This is a genomic window from Halobellus inordinatus (assembly GCF_024464655.1).
Taxonomy (GTDB): Archaea; Halobacteriota; Halobacteria; order Halobacteriales; family Haloferacaceae; genus Haloquadratum; species Haloquadratum inordinatus.
Genome location: NZ_JANHAV010000002.1, coordinates 96,032 through 113,983, shown reverse-complemented (window position 1 = coordinate 113,983; position 17,952 = coordinate 96,032). Strand labels below are relative to the sequence as shown.

The 17,952-nt window shown below is 67.5% G+C and carries 17 protein-coding genes; 1 reads left to right on the top strand and 16 read right to left on the bottom strand.

Annotated features, from left to right (window positions below):
* Window positions 1-28 precede the first annotated feature (28 nt).
* The gene (ppk1, locus tag NO347_RS04820) at window positions 29-2,227 is read left to right on the top strand and encodes a polyphosphate kinase 1 (protein ID WP_425492350.1); all 2,199 of its coding nucleotides are present in this window, start codon (window positions 29-31) and stop codon (window positions 2,225-2,227) included.
* Window positions 2,228-2,385: 158 nt separating this feature from the next.
* On the opposite strand, the gene argF is transcribed toward ppk1, so the two are convergent.
* The 16 genes from argF to NO347_RS04740 form a co-directional block, all read right to left on the bottom strand.
* Entirely contained in the window at window positions 2,386-3,285 is a 900-nt protein-coding gene (gene argF, locus NO347_RS04815) for an ornithine carbamoyltransferase (RefSeq protein WP_256288525.1), read from the bottom strand.
* A gap of 8 nt (window positions 3,286-3,293) precedes the next feature.
* The gene (locus NO347_RS04810; protein ID WP_256288524.1) at window positions 3,294-4,511 is read right to left on the bottom strand and encodes a [LysW]-lysine hydrolase; all 1,218 of its coding nucleotides are present in this window, start codon (window positions 4,509-4,511) and stop codon (window positions 3,294-3,296) included.
* Window positions 4,508-5,647, bottom strand: a complete 1,140-nt coding sequence (locus tag NO347_RS04805) for an aspartate aminotransferase family protein (protein ID WP_256288523.1) — start codon at window positions 5,645-5,647, stop codon at window positions 4,508-4,510. The genes NO347_RS04810 and NO347_RS04805 overlap by 4 nt, the downstream gene beginning before the upstream one ends.
* Window positions 5,644-6,648, bottom strand: coding sequence for an acetylglutamate/acetylaminoadipate kinase (locus tag NO347_RS04800; protein ID WP_256288522.1), 1,005 nt, complete (start codon window positions 6,646-6,648; stop codon window positions 5,644-5,646). The genes NO347_RS04805 and NO347_RS04800 overlap by 4 nt, the downstream gene beginning before the upstream one ends.
* A gap of 2 nt (window positions 6,649-6,650) precedes the next feature.
* A complete protein-coding gene (gene argC / locus NO347_RS04795; protein WP_256288521.1) occupies window positions 6,651-7,715 on the bottom strand; it encodes an N-acetyl-gamma-glutamyl-phosphate reductase in 1,065 nt (354 codons plus the stop codon).
* Window positions 7,712-8,578, bottom strand: a complete 867-nt coding sequence (gene lysX / locus NO347_RS04790) for a lysine biosynthesis protein LysX (RefSeq protein ID WP_256288520.1) — start codon at window positions 8,576-8,578, stop codon at window positions 7,712-7,714. Before lysX ends, argC begins: the two co-directional genes overlap by 4 nt.
* A 1-nt stretch (window position 8,579) precedes the next feature.
* The gene (gene lysW, locus NO347_RS04785) at window positions 8,580-8,759 is read right to left on the bottom strand and encodes a lysine biosynthesis protein LysW (protein ID WP_256288519.1); all 180 of its coding nucleotides are present in this window, start codon (window positions 8,757-8,759) and stop codon (window positions 8,580-8,582) included.
* Between the two features lie 204 nt (window positions 8,760-8,963).
* Window positions 8,964-10,451: an argininosuccinate lyase gene (gene argH / locus NO347_RS04780; protein WP_256288518.1), complete on the bottom strand. Its 1,488-nt coding sequence runs from the start codon at window positions 10,449-10,451 to the stop codon at window positions 8,964-8,966.
* A 3-nt stretch (window positions 10,452-10,454) separates the two neighbouring features.
* Window positions 10,455-11,666 carry an argininosuccinate synthase gene (locus NO347_RS04775; protein ID WP_256288517.1) on the bottom strand — a complete coding sequence of 404 codons (1,212 nt, stop codon included), beginning with the start codon at window positions 11,664-11,666 and terminating at the stop codon, window positions 10,455-10,457.
* A gap of 137 nt (window positions 11,667-11,803) precedes the next feature.
* On the bottom strand, window positions 11,804-11,935 hold the full coding sequence (locus NO347_RS04770) for a hypothetical protein (protein ID WP_256288516.1): 132 nt from the start codon (window positions 11,933-11,935) through the stop codon (window positions 11,804-11,806).
* Between the two features lie 63 nt (window positions 11,936-11,998).
* Window positions 11,999-12,715 carry a DUF429 domain-containing protein gene (locus NO347_RS04765; protein WP_256288515.1) on the bottom strand — a complete coding sequence of 239 codons (717 nt, stop codon included), beginning with the start codon at window positions 12,713-12,715 and terminating at the stop codon, window positions 11,999-12,001.
* Between the two features lie 51 nt (window positions 12,716-12,766).
* Window positions 12,767-14,002, bottom strand: coding sequence for a cation:proton antiporter (locus NO347_RS04760; RefSeq protein ID WP_256288514.1), 1,236 nt, complete (start codon window positions 14,000-14,002; stop codon window positions 12,767-12,769).
* The gene (locus NO347_RS04755) at window positions 14,002-14,487 is read right to left on the bottom strand and encodes a cation:proton antiporter regulatory subunit (protein WP_256288513.1); all 486 of its coding nucleotides are present in this window, start codon (window positions 14,485-14,487) and stop codon (window positions 14,002-14,004) included. Before NO347_RS04755 ends, NO347_RS04760 begins: the two co-directional genes overlap by 1 nt.
* 86 nt (window positions 14,488-14,573) lie before the next feature.
* Complete coding sequence (locus NO347_RS04750) at window positions 14,574-15,221, bottom strand: dolichol kinase (protein WP_256288512.1); 648 nt, start codon at window positions 15,219-15,221, stop codon at window positions 14,574-14,576.
* A 3-nt stretch (window positions 15,222-15,224) separates the two neighbouring features.
* Window positions 15,225-17,024, bottom strand: a complete 1,800-nt coding sequence (gene glyS / locus NO347_RS04745; protein WP_256288511.1) for a glycine--tRNA ligase — start codon at window positions 17,022-17,024, stop codon at window positions 15,225-15,227.
* Window positions 17,024-17,869, bottom strand: a complete 846-nt coding sequence (locus NO347_RS04740) for a CBS domain-containing protein (RefSeq protein ID WP_256288510.1) — start codon at window positions 17,867-17,869, stop codon at window positions 17,024-17,026. Before NO347_RS04740 ends, glyS begins: the two co-directional genes overlap by 1 nt.
* Window positions 17,870-17,952 lie beyond the last annotated feature (83 nt).

Below are 17,952 nucleotides of genomic sequence, written 5' to 3'. Positions count from 1 at the left end.
GACCGACGCGCCGGCACGAACGCCGCCGCTGGCCGACGAGGAGCCGACCGGCTCCTTCGACGACGAGAGTTGGTATCTCAACCGGGAGCTCTCGGAGCTGAGTTTCCAGTGGCGGGTGCTCTACGAGGCGTTAGACGGGCGCCAGCCACCGCTGTACCGACTCCGATTCCTCTCGATTCTGACGCGGAACCTCGACGAGTTCTTTATGAAGCGGATCGGCGGGCTGAAACAGCAGATCGACGCCGGCGTCACCACGTCCACGGTCGACGGCCGCTCGCCCAAAGAGCAGTGGCGGGAGTCTCTCGAAATGGCGTCGGACCTGGTCGAGACGCAGGCGCGGTGTTATCAGCACGCAGTTCAGCCCGAACTCGAGGACGCAGGCATCGAAATCATTGGAGCGGCGGGGTTGACCGACGAGGAGTCAGATCGACTCCGCTCGTACTTCGAGTCCTCGGTCCTGCCGACGCTGACGCCGCTGACGTTCGATCCGGCGCATCCGTTCCCGTTCATCTCCAATCTGTCGCTGTCGCTCGCGGTGCTCACCCGCGACGACGAGGGCGAAGAGCGCTTCTCCCGGATCAAGGTGCCCGCGAATCTGCCCCGGCTGATCCCCCTTTTCGACGTCGGGACGCCCGTCGACGAGATCGAGGGCGACCCGCGTGGCCGCTACATCCCGATCGAGGAGGTCATCGCGGCGAACCTCGACCTCCTGTTTCCGAACGTCGAGGTCACACACTACACGACGTTCCGCGTGACGCGGAACGCGGAGGTGCGGCGCAACGAGGACGTCGCGGAGGGGCTGATCGAACAGATCGAAGACGTCCTCCGACAGCGGCGGTTCGCGACGATCGTCCGCCTGGAGATCGCAGACGGTGCGGCCGACCGCATCCGAGAGCTGTTGGTCAGACACCTCAATATCACCGAGGACGAGGTGTTCGAGGTCTCCTCACCGCTGGCGTTGCGCGACTTCGACGGTCTGGTCGATCTCGACGCACCCTCGCTCAAGCTGCGGCCGTGGACGCCACAGCAGCACCCGCGGTTCGCCAAATTGGACCCGGACCGCCCCGACGACCTGTTCGAGGCGATCCGCGAGAAGCCCGCGCTCGTGCATCACCCCTATCACACCTTCGACGACACCGTCCAGGCGTTCCTCGACGCGGCCGCACACGACTCGGACACGCTGGCGATCAAAGCCGCGATCTACCGCACCGCACCCGACTCGCGCGTGCTCCGGAGCCTCATCGACGCCGCGAAGAACGGCAAGCAGGTCGCCGTGATGGTCGAACTGAAAGCCCGCTTCGACGAGGAGAACAACCTCCGCTGGGTCAAGCGCCTCGAGGAGGAGGGGATCCACGTCGCCTACGGCTCGATCGACCTGAAGACCCACAGTAAGGTCGCACTGGCGGTCAGACAGGAGAGCGACGACGTCCGCATCTACTCCCACGTCGCGACCGGGAACTATCACTCGGGGACGGCGAAGGGATACGTCGATCTCGGCCTGTTCACGGCCGATCCGGACGTCGGACAGGACATCGTCCGCCTGTTCAACTCCTTCACTGGCCACTCCCGACAGCAGGAGTACCGAAAGCTGCTGGTCGCCCCCGAGACGCTTCGATCGCGCATCTGTGAACTCATCGACCGCGAGATCGAACACGCCGAGGCGGGCGACGGCGGCCGGATCATCGCGAAGATGAACGCGCTGGAAGACCCCGGCATCGTCGAAAAACTGTACGAGGCCGGCGACGCGGGCGTCGACATCGACCTGTTCGTCCGCGACATCTGTCGGCTCCGCCCGGGCGTCGACGGGGCGACCGAGTCGATCAAGGTCCACAGCATCGTCGGTCGGTTCCTCGAACACTCGCGGATCTTCAAGTTCGGGAACGCCGGCGATCCCGCGTACTTCGTCGGCTCGGCCGACTGGATGACGCGGAACTTAGATCGCCGCATCGAAGCGGTTGCGCCGGTCGAAGATCCGGATCTACAGGCCGAACTCGACGAGATTCTCTCGGTGATGCTCTCGGACAACCGCCGGCGGTGGGTGATGCAATCGGATGGCAGTTACGTACAGCAGCACCCCGGTGAGGAACCCGTCCGCGACACACAGGAGATCCTGATGGAGCGCGCACGGGCGCGAGACCCTGGAGAGTCGCGCAACCCCGAGCGCGAACCGCGTCGCGAACCCAACGTCGACCTCGACGAGGTCTACACCGACGAGAGCGAACTCTGATCGGTTTCGCGAGCGCTTCACAGACGGGGAACTGATAGGGATTATCGTCACTGTTCGGAGATTCTCGCCGTACCGTCCGGCGAGAAATCTATGGAGACGTACGATAATCCCTATGAGAAGCAGCACAGAAGAACGCACCGAGCCTCGAACGCGCCGAACTACGCGTCCAGCAGTTCGACGAGCAGGCCCTTCTGGGCGTGCAGGCGGTTCTCCGCCTGGTCCCAGACGAGAGCCCGATCGGACTCTAAGACCTCGTCAGTGATCTCCTCGCCGCGGTGGGCGGGGAGACAGTGCATCACCTGCGCGTCGGAGTCTGCGAGCAGCGACTCGTTCACCTGATAGCCGTCGAAGGCAGCCAGTTTCTCGTGGCGCTGGTCCTCTTGGCCCATCGAGATCCAGACGTCGGTGTAAACGACGTCGGCGTCGTCGACGGCGTCTTTCGGGTCGTCGACGACCGTCGGCGCGTGACCGATCTCTTCGGCCTGTTCGAGCACCGCGTCGTCCATCCCGTAGTTCTCCGGCGTCGCGACCGTCAGATCCAGGCCGACCATCGCGGCCCCGATCACGAACGACTGGCCGACGTTGTTGCCGTCGCCGACCCACGCCGCCTGCACGCCGTCGAAGCCGTCGAAGGCCTCCTCGATCGTCAGCAGATCGGCGAGCGTCTGGCAGGGGTGGGCGTCGTCGGTGAGGCCGTTGACGATCGGCACGTCGGAGTACTCGGCGATTTCGAGCAGGTCTTCGTGGTCGAACAGCCGCGCCATCACAGCGTCGACGTACCGCGAGAGGACGCGCGAGGTGTCCGAGAGCGGTTCGCCGTGACCGAGCTGGATGTCGTCGGGCCCGAGGAAGATGGCGTGGCCGCCGAGCTGGGTCATCCCGGTCTCGAAGGAGATCCGGGTTCTGGTGCTCGGCTTCTCGAAGAGCATCCCCAGCGTCTGGTCGGGCAGTTGGGTGTCGTCCTCGCCGGCTTTGATGGCCGCGGCACGGTCGAGAACGGTGTGCAGTTCGTCCGTCGAGAGGTCGTCGATGTCGAGGAAGTGGTCGGTTTCGAGCATCCGGATCGTCACTCCATAAGGCGCTCGCAGACGTCCACGAGGACGTCGATCGAGCTATCGTACTCCGCGAGGTCGAGGTGTTCGTTCGGCGCGTGATCCAGGTCGGAGTCGCCGGGGCCGTAGGTCGCCATCGGACAGTCCCACGTGCCGGCGAAGATGTTCATATCGCTGGTCCCGGTCTTCCGGAGCAGCCGGGGTTCACCGCCGGCCTGCCGGATCGCGACGCGGAACGCGCGGGCGACCTCTGTCCGCGGACTCGTCATCACCGGCGGGATCGGTTTCTCCCAGTGGACGCTTCCGCGGTCGAGTTCTCCCTCCGCGACCTCCCGAATGTCGTCGATAGAGTACTTCGGTGGAACGCGGAACTGCACGTCGACGGTCGACTCGACGGCGAGGCCGTCCTCGGTGGGGCCGCCGTCGAAACGGACCGGCTTCGTCGTCACGGTGTCGAAGACGCCGTCGGACTCGTCCTCGTCGAAGAAGTCCGCGACGCTCGACCACCAGTTCACCGCCGACTGGATGGCGTTGTCTTCGGGGCGCGAGGAGTGGCCGAGTTCGCTGGTCGAGACGTACGTGCCCGAGAGGAAGCCGCGGTAGCCGAGCGTGATTCCGTCCCAGCCCGACGGTTCACCGTTGATGACCGCCTCGGGCTGGTCGCGGTTCTCCACGAGGTGCCACGCGCCGCGGGAACTGGTCTCCTCGCCGACGACGCCGACGAAGGAGACGCCGGTTTCGACGGCCGCGACGGCCATCGAGGCGAGCGGCCCCGTCGCGTCGACGCTACCGCGACCCCAGAGCACGCCGTTTTCGATCTTGACCGGGACGTCGCCCGGGACGGTGTCGATGTGCGAGGTCAAAAGCACCGAGTCGTCGGCGGGCGCGCGGACGTTGCCGATCTCGTCGATCCAGACGTCGCGGTCGTGCGCCTCGAAGAACGCCTTCAGGCGCCGAGCCGCAGCTTCTTCTTCGCCGGACGGTGAGGGGATCGAGACCAGGTCGGCCAGGAGCGCCTGGGCCTCGGTCAGCCCGTCGGTGAGGTTCTCTTCGACCTCGAAGACGTCGTGGTCGGGGACGAACGACGCCTCCGCAGACAGTTCGGCGTCGAGTTCGGCCGCGGCCTCGGTGGCCTCCTCGGGGTCGAGTTCGTGCGCCTCCTCGGTTTCGATGGCGCCCTCGCCGTCGGCTGCGACGTCCTCGCTCTCGTCGGCGTCGAGTTCGGCGCTCATCCGAGCACCTCCACGAAGGAGTCGACGAACTGGTCTGCGTGGGACTCGTCGACGACGAGCGGCGGCAGGAGCCGGACGACCGTCCGACCGGCCGGGAGCGCGAGCACCTGCTCCTGGATCGCGAGGTTCTTCAGCACGCGGTTGGCCCCGCGTTTCACCTGGACGCCGATCATCAATCCGAGGCCGCGAACCTCGCGGACGGGCAGGTCGTGTTCCTCGGTCGCAGCCCGCAGTTCGCTCTGCAGGTACTCGCCGACCTGTGCGGCGTGGCCGGGGACGTCCTCCTCGACGATGGTGTCGAGCGTGGCGTTGGCGGCCGCACAGACGACCGGGCCGCCGGAGAACGTCGAGCCGTGGTTGCCGGGATCCTCGGCGATCCAGTCTTTCACGAGCGTCGCGCCCAGCGGCAGGCCGTTGGCGATACCTTTCGCCGAGGTGAGGATGTCGGGTTCGACGCCGACGCCCTCGCAAGCCCACAGGTCGCCGGTGCGGCCGACGCCAGTCTGGATCTCGTCGAAGACGAGCGCCGCGCCGGCCTCGTCTGTCACCTCGCGGGCGCGTTCGAGGTACTCAGTAGCGGCGGGGTGGATGCCACCTTCGCCCTGCACCGGTTCGAGGAAGAGCGCGGCGGTCTCCTCGTCGACCGCCTCAGCGAGCGCGTCGGCGTCGCCGTAGGGGACGAACTCCACGTCGCCCGCCAGCGGCTCGAAGGGCTTCTTGTACTTGTCCTTCCAGGTCATCGCGAGCGCGCCCATCGTCCGGCCGTGGAAGCCGCGCTTGGTCGCGACGATCTTCGAGCGGCCGGTGGCCGAGCGAGCGAACTTCATCGCCGCCTCGTTGGCCTCTGTCCCGGAGTTACAGAGCCAGACGTTGTCGATGTCGCCGGGTGCGAGCGTCGCCAACTTCTGATAGAGTTCCGTCCGGACTTCGACCGGATACGACGCCTGCACGTAGGCCAGCCGCGCGGCCTGCTCTTGGACCGCCTCCGTGACGGCCGGATGGGAGTGACCGAGCGCGGCGACGGCGTAGGAGGCCCCGAAGTCGAGGTACTCGGTGCCGTCGGGGCTGTAGAGGTACGCGCCCTCGCCGGACTCGATCTGGATCGGCTTCTCGGAGAAGACGAAGCCGCCGGTCATTGTGCCACCTCCGCGTCCTCGCCCGCGTCGTCGCTCGCGACGGCGCTCGCGTCGATGTGCGTGCCTCCGCCGGCGAGCGCCGAGAGGATCGGCTCGTCGGCGTTGGCGTCCGCGACGATGACCGTCACGGCGCCGCCGTCGAGGGCTTCTTTCGCCGCCATCACTTTCTTCGTCATAAACCCTTCCGCGGCGTCTTTCAGCGCGTCGAACTCCGCGGACGTCGTCACCGACTCGATGAGCGTCGACGCATCGTCGGGGTCGGCGTAGATGCCTTCGACGTCCGTGAGGACGACTAATTCGGCGCCGAGCGCGCCGGCGACCGCCGCGGCAGCGCGGTCGGCGTCGGCGTTGACCGCGACGCCGTCGTCGGCTAGCATCGGGACGGTGACGACGGGCGTGTAGCCGTCCTGCAGGAGCGTTTCGAGCAGGCCGGCGTTCACGCCGGTGATCTTCCCCGAGTGGTCGCCGCGCTTGATCTTCTTCTTGCCGTCTTCGATCACGCGGACGGCCGACTTGCGCGGACCGGTCAGGAGGCCGCCGTCGACACCCGAGAGACCGAGCGCGTCGACGCCAGCATCACGAAGCGTGACGGTGAGGTCGGTGTTGAGTTTGCCGGGCATCACCATCGAGAACACCTCCATCGTGCGCTCGTCGGTGAAGCGACCGACGACGCCGCTCGGCGTCTCGACGTAGGTGGGCTCTTCGCCCAGTTCTTCGAGCGTGTCGTCGACGGCGGTCGAGCCGCCGTGGACGACGACGACCTGGCGGCCGTCTTCGACGAGGGCCGCGACGTCCGCAACTGCGCCGGCGGGGTCGACAGCGCGTGCGCCACCGACCTTCACGACGACCGGCGGACGGGACTCGCTCCGGCCGCCGTCAGTTCGGAGCGGTCGCTCGGCGGCCGACTCGTGGGAGCCACGAGCGGACCCGCGCGTGTCGCGGGCGTCCGGCGTCTGGCGCGCGTCGCGTGTGTCGTCGTGTGTGTGGTCTTCGTTCGTCATCGTCAGGGTGCTCCGACGGGGTGGAGGCCGGTGAACTCCAGACCGGCGGTCTCCTCGATCCCGAGGGCGATGTTCGCCGCGTGGACGGCCTGGCCGGCCGAGCCTTTCATCATATTGTCGATCGCCGAGAAGACGACCAGCCGGCGGTTTCCGGGGTCGACCTCGAAGCCGACTTCGCCGTAATTGGTCCCGGCGACCGCCTTCGGTTCCGGATAGCGGTAGACGCCGCCACCGCCGGCGACGGTCCGCATAAACGGCTCCTCGGCGTAGGCGTCGCGGTAGGCGCTCCAGAGGTCGCCCTTCGAGACGGGCTCGTTCGGGAACAGGTGACAGGTCGCGCTCGCGCCGCGGGTCATATCCACGGCGTGAACGGTGAACGACACCGAGAGGCCGAGAAACTGCTCGATCTCGGCCTCGTGACGGTGGCCGGTCGGCGCGTACGGGCGGACGATGCCCGAGCGCTCGGGGTGACTGGAGGCGTCGCTACCGCCGGCGCCACCTTCCGAGGAGCCGACCTTCACGTCGACGACCGCCTGTTCGTCGCCCGCGAGGATGCCGGCGTCGAAGAGCGGCTTCAGGCCGAGGATCGTCGCCGTGGCGTTGCAGCCGCCGGAGGCGATCAGTTCGGCGCCGGGGAGGTTCTCGCGGTTGATCTCCGGCAGCGCGTACTCCGCGTCGTCGAGGTACTCGGGACAGACGTGGCCGTCGTACCACTCGTCGTACTGTTCCTCCGTGTCGAGGCGGAAGTCCGCCGAGAGGTCGACGACGGTGTCGGCGGCGTCGCGGAACGCGTCGATGTGCTCCATCGAGACGCCGTGTGGCGTCGCCGCGAAGAGCACGTCCACGGATTCGAGGTCCTCCGGCGAGGTGAACCGAAGATCCATCTCGCGGAGGTTCGGGTGGACGTGGCCGACGGTCTTGCGCTCTTTCGAACGGCTCGTCGCCTGCACGACGTCGAACTCGGGGTGCTGATAGAGCAAGCGGAGCAGTTCGCCGCCGGTGAAGCCCGAGCCGCCGACGACGGCGGCCGTGTAGTCGGGGTCTGCGTCAGTCGCGTCAGCGTTCATACGCTCGCCTCGGTTTCCGTCGCTACCTTGTTTTCGATCCAGTCGACGACCTGTGCGGGCACGTCGACGTCGACGGCGTCGTTGAGCGCCTTGAACTCGACGGTGTGGTTGACCTCGTGGACGGTGTAGTCCTCGCCCGTCTCCATCAGGTCGACGCCGAGCAGGCCGCCGCCGACGGCGTCGGAGGCGGCCGCAACGAGTTCGCGGGCGCGGTCGTCGAGGTCGAACGCCTCGACCTCTCCGCCCTTCGCGGCGTTGGTCAGCCAGTGGTCCGACGAGCGGGTCATCGCGGCGATCGGTTCGCCGTCGACGGCCAGCACGCGGATGTCGCGGCCGGGCTTCTCGACGAACTCCTGGACGTAGAACACCTTGTGCTCGTAGTGACCGAGCGTCGCCTTGTGTTCGAGGATGGCTTCGGCGGCCGACCGGGAGTCGACCTTCGCCATCAGGCGTCCCCACGACCCGATGACGGGCTTCAGCACGCAGGGGTAGCCGAACTTCTCGATCGTCTCCAAGGCGCTGTCGGTGGTGAACGCGACTTCGGTGTTCGGCGTCGGGACCCCGGCTCGTTCCAGCGCGAGGCTGTTTTTCACCTTGTCCGCGCAGACGTCCGCGGTGTGTGCGGAGTTGACGACGGGGACGTCGTAGGCGTCGAGGAACTGCGTGGTGTAGATACTCCGGCTGGTCGCCAGACAGCGGTCGACGACGATGTCGACGCCGTCGAGCGACGCCGGCGGTTCGGAGATGTTGAACTGCTCTTTCCGGACGTCGATCTTCTCTATCTCGTGTCCGCGCTCGCGAAGCTCCGAGAGGAGGAGCTTCTCGTCTCGCCGGATCCGGGAGTAGAGCAGCCCAACCTTCATTTCACTCGCCCCAGTCCTCTTCGAGCTCGGGGGCTTCTTCGAGTGTTACGGGATCGACCGAGACGACTTCCAGCTCCGCGCCGGTCGCGGGGCTGTCGACGATCTCGCCGACTTCGACGTCGGCGGGAATCTCGATCTCCTCTCCGGTGAGCGGATCTTCTGCGGTGATGGTCTCTGCCATACTCGTCGGTGGGCGAGGAAGATCCTTAAACCCATCGAAAGTATCGAATAAATTAACTAAGCAGCGAAACCACTAACGGCGTGGAACAGTCGATCAGTCCGCCCGTGTGAAATCTATGTCTGATTTCATATGTTATCGTCCCCGTGAGGGGACCGTCGCGGCGAGCGTCGCAGATGGGGGCCGGGGACCCGCCAGTCGCCTGGCTCACACATAGTGGGCCACCTCCGTCTGGAGCGTCTCCGTGGCGTCCTCAAGCGCGTCGCCGCGCTCTTCGAGTGCTGTCTGGTCGGCATCGATTCCGGCCTCGGACCCGTCGAGCTGTGACGCCACCGCTTCGGGTGCCGGCCCGCCGACGGAGTCGCGGCTCGCGACGCTCTGGACGGGATCCAGCGCCGCTTCGACGCGCTCGCGGCTCACGTACTCGAACAGGGACTCGCCGAGCACGTCCGCTGCGACCGCGTCAAGTGTTGCGAGGTCGGGCGTCTCGCCGTCGGCGCGCTCTGCGGCCGCGGCGAGCACCTCGTGGGCGGTGCGGAACGGGACGCCGGCCATCGCGAGCGCGTCCGCTACGCCCGTGGCCGTCGAGAAGCCCGCGCCGGCCTCGGCTTCGAGCGTCTCGGCGGGCCACTCGGCAGTGGCGACCGCGCCGGCGGCGACGGCTGTCGCTTCGGAGACGGCGTCGACCGTCTCCCAGGCGTGCGGCGTCGCGCGCTGGAGGTCGCGGTTGTACGCCCGCGGGAGCCCCTTCAGCGTCGTCAAGAGACCCGTGAGGCCGCCGACGGCGTCGCCCGCGACCGCGCGCACCAGTTCTAAGGTGTCGGGGTTGACCTTCTGGGGCATAATCGAGGACGTCGAGGAGTACTCGTCGGCCAGGTCGACGAACCCCTTGTTCGCGAAGATCACCAGATCCTCCGCGAGGCCCGATACGGTGGTCGCGTGCGTCGCGAGCGCCGCCGTCGTCTCCGCGAGGAAATCTCTCCCCGCCGACGCGTCCATCGAGTTCTCGACGACGCCGTCGAAGCCGAGCAGGTCCGCCGTGCGCTCGCGGTCGACGTCGAACGGCGTGCCGGCGAACGCCGCCGCGCCGAGCGGCGAGCGGTTCGTCCGGTCGTAGGCGTCGAGCAGGCGCGCAGTGTCGCGGGCGATCGCCGACTCGTAGGAGAGCAGGAAGTGCGCGACCGTCGTCGGCTGTGCGGGCTGGAGGTGCGTGTAGCCGGGCATCACGGTGTCGACGTGCGCCGCGGCGGTCTCGACGAGCGCCTCGCGGAGCGCGATCGTCGCCTCGATAGCGTCGAGGAGGTCCGCACGCAGGCGGTAGCGGATGCAGGTCGCGACCTCGTCGTTCCGACTGCGGGCGGTGTGCATCTTCCCGCCGTCGGGGCCGACGCGGTCGACGACGGCCGTCTCGATCGCCTCGTGAACGTCCTCGCCGTCGGGGAGCGCGCCGTGGCCCGCCGACTCGACGTCGTCGAGCGCGGCGAGGATCTCGCCGGCGACGTCGTCGCCGATGATCTCCTGCTCGGCCAGCATCACCGCGTGCGCGCGGTCGACAGCGAGGTCCGCCGCGAAGATGCGCTCGTCGGCCGCGAGGCTGGACATAAACCCGCGGGCGGGGCCGCCGCTGAAGCGGTCGCGCCGGACGACGCCCGAGGCGTCTGTGTCGCCGTCTCCCGTCTCCTCCGCGCCTGTCATTGTCTATTCGGAGTCGTTCTTCTTCGCCTTCGCAGCGGCCGTCGCGGCGTTCGCGAGGCGGGACTGGAAGCCGTGGTACTTCGCGACGCCGGTGGCGTCCTTCTGGGTGATGTCGCCGACGCCGGAGGTGTTGAACGAGGCGGCGTCCTCGGAGTAGGCGGCGTACTCGGACTCGCGGGCGACCGGGCGGGCCTGTCCGCCCTGGAACTTGATCGTCACCGTGCCGGTGACGCGCTCTTGCGTCTCGTCGATGAAGCCTTCGAGCGCGCCGACGAGCGGGTGGTCGACGAGGCCCTCGTAGCCCTTCTGGGCCCATTCGTTGTCGATGCTGCGCTTGAAGTCGCGCTCGTCTTTCGTGAGAACGAGCTGTTCGAGCGCCTCGTGGGCGGTGAGCAGCGTCGTCGCGGCCGGGTGCTCGTAGTTCTCGCGGACCTTCAGGCCGAGCATCCGGTCTTCCATCATATCCGTGCGGCCGACGCCGTGTTTACCGGCCTGCTCGTTGAGCGTGCGGATGAGTTCCGTCGGGGAGAGTTCCTCGCCGTCGAGCGCGACGGGATAGCCGTCCTCGAAGGTGATCTCGACGAGTTCGGTCTCGGTGGCGTTCGCGGGGTCGTCGGTCCACTCGTAGATGTCTTCCGGCGGGACGTGGGCGGGGTCTTCCAGCTGTCCGCCCTCGACGGAGCGGCTCCAGAGGTTCGTGTCGATCGACCAGATGCCGGAGTTGCCGGACTGGACGGGCAGGTCGTGTTCCTCGGCGTACTCCTGCTCCCACTCGCGGGTGAGTTCGAGTTCGCGGATCGGCGCGACGACGTCGAGGTCGGAGGCGCGCCAGACGGCCTCGAAACGGAGCTGGTCGTTACCTTTGCCGGTGCAGCCGTGTGCGAGTGCGTCACAACCCTCGGCCTCGGCGACGTCGAGAATCTCGTTGGCGATGACCGGGCGCGCAAGCGCCGTGCCGAGCGGGTAGCCCTGATACGTCGCGTTCGCGCGAACCGAGTCGAAACAGAGGTCCGCGAACTCCTCTTTGGCGTCGACGACGTGCAGGTCGAGTCCGTGCGCGTCGGCGGTCTCCTGTGCCTCCTCGAACTCCGATTCCGGCTGTCCGACGTCGACGGTGACGCCGACGACCTCGTCGTAGCCGTACTCCTCTTGGAGGAGTGAAACGCATACTGTGGTGTCGAGTCCGCCGGAGAACGCGAGTGCCACGCTTGTCATATACATCCGAGTCCGGCTCTCTCCCGTATAAATTACACGGTTTGAGTGTTAGAAATTAAATCGTATAGATGCCTATAGAGACGCTGGTCGCTTTTCAGTTGAGTTCGCTGCAACGTGGTGGTGAGGTAATAGTGGGCCTAGCAGGCCCGTCGTCGCGGTCGTCGCGCGGCGTCGGCGGTCTCGACGGAGAACGCGGAGAAAAGCGTCGAGACGGCCGCAGTAGCGACTCTCGATTGGACGCGAGCGGCCGGCAGCGAGAGCCGCGTCATTGTAACACCACACCAATCCCGCCGCACTAAACGTTTTCGGGACAGGTCTGTGACTGGAGCGGCTCAGACCACCTCGAACGGCGGGTAGTAGATCCGCGGTTCGTCGGCGTCGGGGTCCGCGGGGACCGTCGTCAGCGGGCCGCCCGCCACAGCCTTTCCCGCCGCCACAACGGCGAGCACCATCGAATCGAGGAGGTCGTCGCGGCCGGCGTCACTCAGCGGATAGTCCTCTCGCGCCTGCTCGTATGCGTCTTCCGCGCCGTCGAGCGCGTCGGCGAGAAGCGACCGCCGGAGGCGACATCCGCGCGCTGAGGACTTGGCGTACGCGATCGGTTGGCCGTTCAGCGCGGCAAAGCAGAGCTCTGGGTGGGCCTCGCGGATCCGCCCGCCGTAGTCGTCGCCGACGACGCTCGCAACCTCCCGGATCTTCTCGCCGATGTAGAACGCCTGCCGTGAGAGCCCGTGGCCGACGTCCTCGCGGTGGGCCTCACTCGCGGTCTCGTAGTCGTCGCAGTCGATCGCGGCCGCGCTCGGCGGGTAGAACACGGAGATCCCGCGACAGCCGAGCAGGTCGCTGGCGTCCTCGTCGCAGCGGCGCCGACTCGTCGTCGGCAGTCCGATCGGGATATCGACGAGAACCCGCTCGGCGTCCGCATACGTGTCGGCGACCGCCGCGAAATCTCGATGCGTCTCGATTCGTGCGTCGTCGCGGTCGAGCACCGTCGCGACCCAGCCAGCGGGGCAGGCGTCGACGCCGACGACGGGCGAGCGTGCAGCCATTTACCGACTGCTCTCGCGCCGCTGACGAAAGCCTGCTGGCAAAAATAGGCGTCAGAAGTCAGCGTGCGGCCAGGCGCGTTCGATCAGTCCTGCGACGGCGTCGGAGCGCTGCATCAGCACCGTCCCGAGCGCGCTCATCACGAGCACGTAGCCGACGGCGAGCGCGGGGATCGTCTCCTGCATCACCGGCGTCGACCCGCCGGCAGCGAGCGCGGCGATGACGAGCGAGAACTCCCCGCGCGGCACTAGCCCGAGGCCGGTCCGGAGCGAGCGCCGCCTCGAAAGCTCGTACGCGCGGCCGCCCAGATAGCCCGAGAAGACTTTCGAGGGCGTCGTCAGCAGGATCGCCGCCGCGAGCGGGACGGCGACGCCGCCGAGCAGTCGGGGATCGGTCCCGACGCCGATCCAGAAGAAGAAGACGGCCGCGAAGACGTCCCGAACGGGCGTGAGTTGGCGCTCGATACGCTCGCGGTGCCCGCTGGTCGAGAATCCCATCCCGACGAAGAAGGCCGCGACGGCCTCGCTCACACCCAGCGCCAGCGCGAGGCCGGCGACGGGAACGACCACGGCGAGCGCCCGAATCACGAACGCTTCGTTCTCGGAGACGTCGAGGACGCGGACGAAGAACCCGGTTCCGTACTGCACGACGACTAGCAGGAGCCCGAGAAAGCCGAAGGCGACGACGAGCGAACGGCCGACGCCGCCCAGCCCGCCGACCGCTTCAGTGCCAGCCCCGGTCGCGACCGCGCCGCCCGAGCCGCCGAGGACCAGCGAGGTGACGACGGCGAGATACACGGCGATGAACAGGTCCTCGAAGACGAGCGTTCCGAGGATCGGCTCGGCCTCCTCGTTGGCGATCCACCCGAGGTCGATCAGCGTCTTCGTCACGATGGCCGACGAGGAGATGTAGACGATCCCGCCGAGCAGCAGCGCCTCGACGAACGACCAGCCGAGTGCGAGGCCGATCGCGACGCCCAGCGGGAGGTTTACGGCGACGTCGATCAGCCCCGCGCGGGTGATCTTCGTGCGCGCGGCCAGCAGGCGCACGAGGCTGAACTCCAAGCCGAGAAAGAACAGGAGGAGAACGATCCCGATCTCCGCGAGGACGGTCAGCAGTTCGCCGTTCGGCACGTACGGCAGGCCGACGCGACCGGCGACGAAGGGGCCGGCGAGCATCCCGCCGACGACGTACAGCGGGATGACCGAGAGGTCGGTGCGGAGCGCTACCGCGCCCGCGACCGCGAGGACGACGAACACCTCCCCGAGTTCGAGCAGCCCGGCAGCCATTATTCGCCCGTGACGCGCGCCTCGAACGCGTCACAGTTCTCTCGTGTGCCCACGATCACGAGCGTGTCACCCGCGCGGACTGTCGTCTCGCCGCCCGGCGAGGGGATGACCTCATCGGCGCGCTCGATGGCGACGACGGACGCCCCCGTCTCCTGCCGGAGGTTCGACTCGCCGAGCGTCTGGTCGGCGATCGGCGAGTCCGCGCTCACTTCGACCCACTCCAAGAGCGTGTCGCCGCCGAGCAGCGTCTCGATACTCTCAGAGCGGACAGGCTGAAAGTACGCGCCCTCCAGAATCGTGCCGATCTGTCGGGCTAACTGATCCGAGAGCTCGAAGAGCTTCTCGGAGTCGCTCTCGGGCGTCGGCCGCAGAAACACCTCGCGCCGCCCCTCGTTGTGGGTCACGACGACGAGCTGTGAGCCGTCCGGGAGGTCGATCTCGTGTTTCTTGCCGACGCCGGGGAGGTCGCTCTCGTAGACGGTCACAGTACGCGATTCGGCGGCTGTGTACAAAAATCGTCGTGGGAAGTAGCCATACGGTCGGTGAGGTGCCCGTCCCGCAGGGCCGTCGGTCAGGCGAAGACCGGTGTGGCCCCGGCGACAGCCAAGACTGCGCCGGCAGCGACGGCCGCGACCGGCGGAATCGAGAGGTTGTCGTCGACGACGTAGCCGGCGATCACCGGCTTGAATCCGTCCGCGACGGTCGCCCCGAGCGCGGCCGCCACGGCTGCCGCGCCGCCGACCGCGACGCCCGCGACCGGGACGAGAAACGGAGCCGAAACGAGCAGGCAGACCGCGAACATCGCCCCGAGCGTCCGCAGTCGCTTCGGTTCACCGGCCTCTCTGGTCGTCCCGAGCAGCCCCGAAACGGGGTCGCCGACCGTCAGCATCAGCGTCGCCGGGACGCCGATGTGCGGCGCGAATACGAGCACCACGGCGGTGACGCTGAACATATACAGCGCGTACCCCGCGACGTTCGTCTGCTCGTAGGAGCGAGTGAGTTCGTCGTAGACCGCCCAGTCGAGACCGACCACGAGTCGGAAGAACTCCAGTACGGCCGCGGTCACAGAACAGAGGATCATCACGAGGCCGAACTGCGACCACGACACGAATCCGAGTATGTAGAGCAGCGGGAGGCCGGTCCCGCTCGCGTGGACGAGACGGCGCTTTAGCTCGCTCGCCGACGGACGAGGGAGCGATTCGACGGGCGATGCGGACACCGTCTACGCGTCCGCGCCCGGCGCGACGAGTTCGTACGCCTCGACGAGGTCGTCGAAGGTCCGCTCGCCGCTCTCGACGGTCCGGAGTTCCGCGACGAGGTCGTCGATCGGAACGCGGATCTGCCGGGCGGTGTCGCGCTCGCGGATGGTGACGCTGTCGGGACCCTCCCCTTCGAGGCCGTCGCGGTCGACGGTGACGCAGAAGGGCGTCCCGACCTCGTCCTGGCGTCGGTAGCGCCGGCCGATACTGCCGGAGTCGTCGTAGACGACGCTGAAGCCGGATTCCCGCAGGTCGTCGACGATCGCCTCCGCCCGGTCGACGAGTTCCTCGACGTTCGAGACGAGCGGGAAGACGCCGACGTCCGTCGGCGCGACCGTCGGCGACAGCGAGAGGTACGAGCGCGTCTCGCCGTCGACCTCGTCCTCGTTGTAGGCGTGCGCCAAGAGCGTGTAGACGGTCCGGTCGACGCCGAAGGAGGGCTCGATCACGTGCGGCGTGATGTGCTCGCCCGAGACCGTCTGCTCCTCGACGCGGAAGTTCGCCACGTCGGCGTCGACGGTCTTCGTCTCGCCGCCGACCGTGACCGACACCTCCTCGTCTTCGAACGCCGAGGGGTCGCGTTCGGCCAACTCTTCGAGCGCCGACTGCACGTCGGCGGCGGCCCCGCCGAACTCCGGCCCGAGGACGCTCATGTCCGGTTCGACGACCGCGCGCTCGACCGTCTTCGGCTCGTCGAACTGCCGGAAGATGGTGAAGTCGTCGTCGCTGTGTTCGCCGTGCTTCGAGAGGTCGTAGTCGCCCCGGTAGGCGAAGCCGGCGATCTCGATCCAGTCGCCGTCGACCTCGCTCTCGGCGTCCCAGCAGTCCGCCGCGTAGTGGGCGCGCTCGCCCGCGAGGTGCTGACGGAACCGGAAGCGGTCCATATCGACGCCGACGCGCTCGTACCACTCCTGGGCGATCCCGACGAAGTAGCCGATCCACGGGTCGCCGATGATCTCCTCGTCGACCGCCTTGCCGACGGTCGTCTCGACGTACTCGCCGTCGTCGGCCTGCTGTTCGGTCGCCGGGTACAGCGTCACCTCGACGTCTTCGACCGAACTGAGGTCGGGTTCGTCGCGCTCGGGGTCGACGAACTGCTCCAGTTCGGCCTGCGTGAACTCCCGCGTGCGGACGATGCTCTTTCGCGGTGATATCTCGTTGCGGTACGCCCGGCCGATCTGCGTCGCGCCGAACGGGAGGCTGTTTCGCGCGTACTCCTTGATGCGCGGGAACTCGACGAAGATGCCCTGTGCCGTCTCCGGTCGGAGATAGCCCGGGGTCGACGAGCCGGGGCCGATGTTCGTCTCGAACATCAGGTTGAAATCCTCGACGGGCTCGCCCGCGAGGTGCGCGCCGCAGTTCGGACACTGGAGGTCGTGCTCCTCGATCAGCGCCTCGACCTCCGCGATCGGCAGCGACTCGGCGTCTTCGATGTCGGTCTCGTCTTCGATCAGGTGGTCCGCGCGGTGGGACTCGCCGCACTCGGGGCACTCGACGAGCATATCGTCGAAGCCGTCGAGGTGGCCCGACGCCTCGAAGACGGGCTCGGGCATAATCGTCGGCGCCTCGATCTCGAAGTTGCCCTCCTGGACGGTGAAGCGGTCGCGCCAGGCGTCTTCGACGTTCGACTTCAGCGCCGCGCCCTGCGGGCCGAACGTGTAGAACCCGGCCGCGCCGCCGTACGCGCCGCTCGCGCCGAAGAAGTAGCCGCGGCGCTTGGCCAGTTCGGCGAGTCGCTCGCCTTCGGTCTGCTCCTCGCTCATCACAGTGCCTCCAGGAGGTCGATGTCGCGAACGATGCCGACGAGTTCGTCGCCCGCGACGAGGGGGATCTGTTCGATGTCCTCGGTGATCATCGCTTGTGCGATCTCGACGCCGGGCTTGCGCTTCGAGACGGTCACGAGGTCCTCAGACATAAAGGTCGAGACCGGCTCGGCCGGCAGCTCGACGTTCCGCGTCGGGATGTAGCGCTTGCCGATGGCTTTGATACCTTCCCACATCCACTCGTCGTCCTGGCCGGCGACCGAGTCGCCGGTGTCGTCTTCGCCCTCGACGACGCGGGCGACCTCGATGATGTCGACTTCGGTGAGGATGCCGTTCATCCGTCCCTCGTCGTCGAGACAGACCGCGTAGGGGACGTTCGCGTAGAAGATCTCGCGCTCGGCGACCGGGAGCGGCGTCCCGTCGTAGGTCGTGTTCACGTCCTCGGTCGCGACGTCGCCGGCGGTCGCCTCCAGTTCGACCTCGCCGCGGGCGATGGCGTGGACGACGTCGGTGACGGTGAAGATGCCTTCGAGTTCGCCGTCTACGACGGGGACGCGCCGGGTTCCGGCGTCGATCATCAGATGCGCCGCGTCCACGACGCTCGTGTCGGCGGTGACCGTCGGGACGTCCCGCATCAAGACCGCGAGCTGGTCCTCGTCGGGGCGTTCGATCAGTTCCTCGCGAGAGACGAGTCCGCGGTACTCTTCGCCGTCGTCGGTCTGCTTGACCACCGGCACCGAGGAGAAGCCGCGCTCTTGGATGTACTCCAACACGTCATCGCGAGTCCCCGGAAGTTCGACAGTAACAACGTCCTCACGGGGAGTCATCGCGTCGGCAACGTTCATACGGCGCTTTACTGTGCCACACCTCTTGTACTCTTTGAAGGCCTGTCCGGAAGCGCCCACGCGCTGACCGCTCGCACACAGTC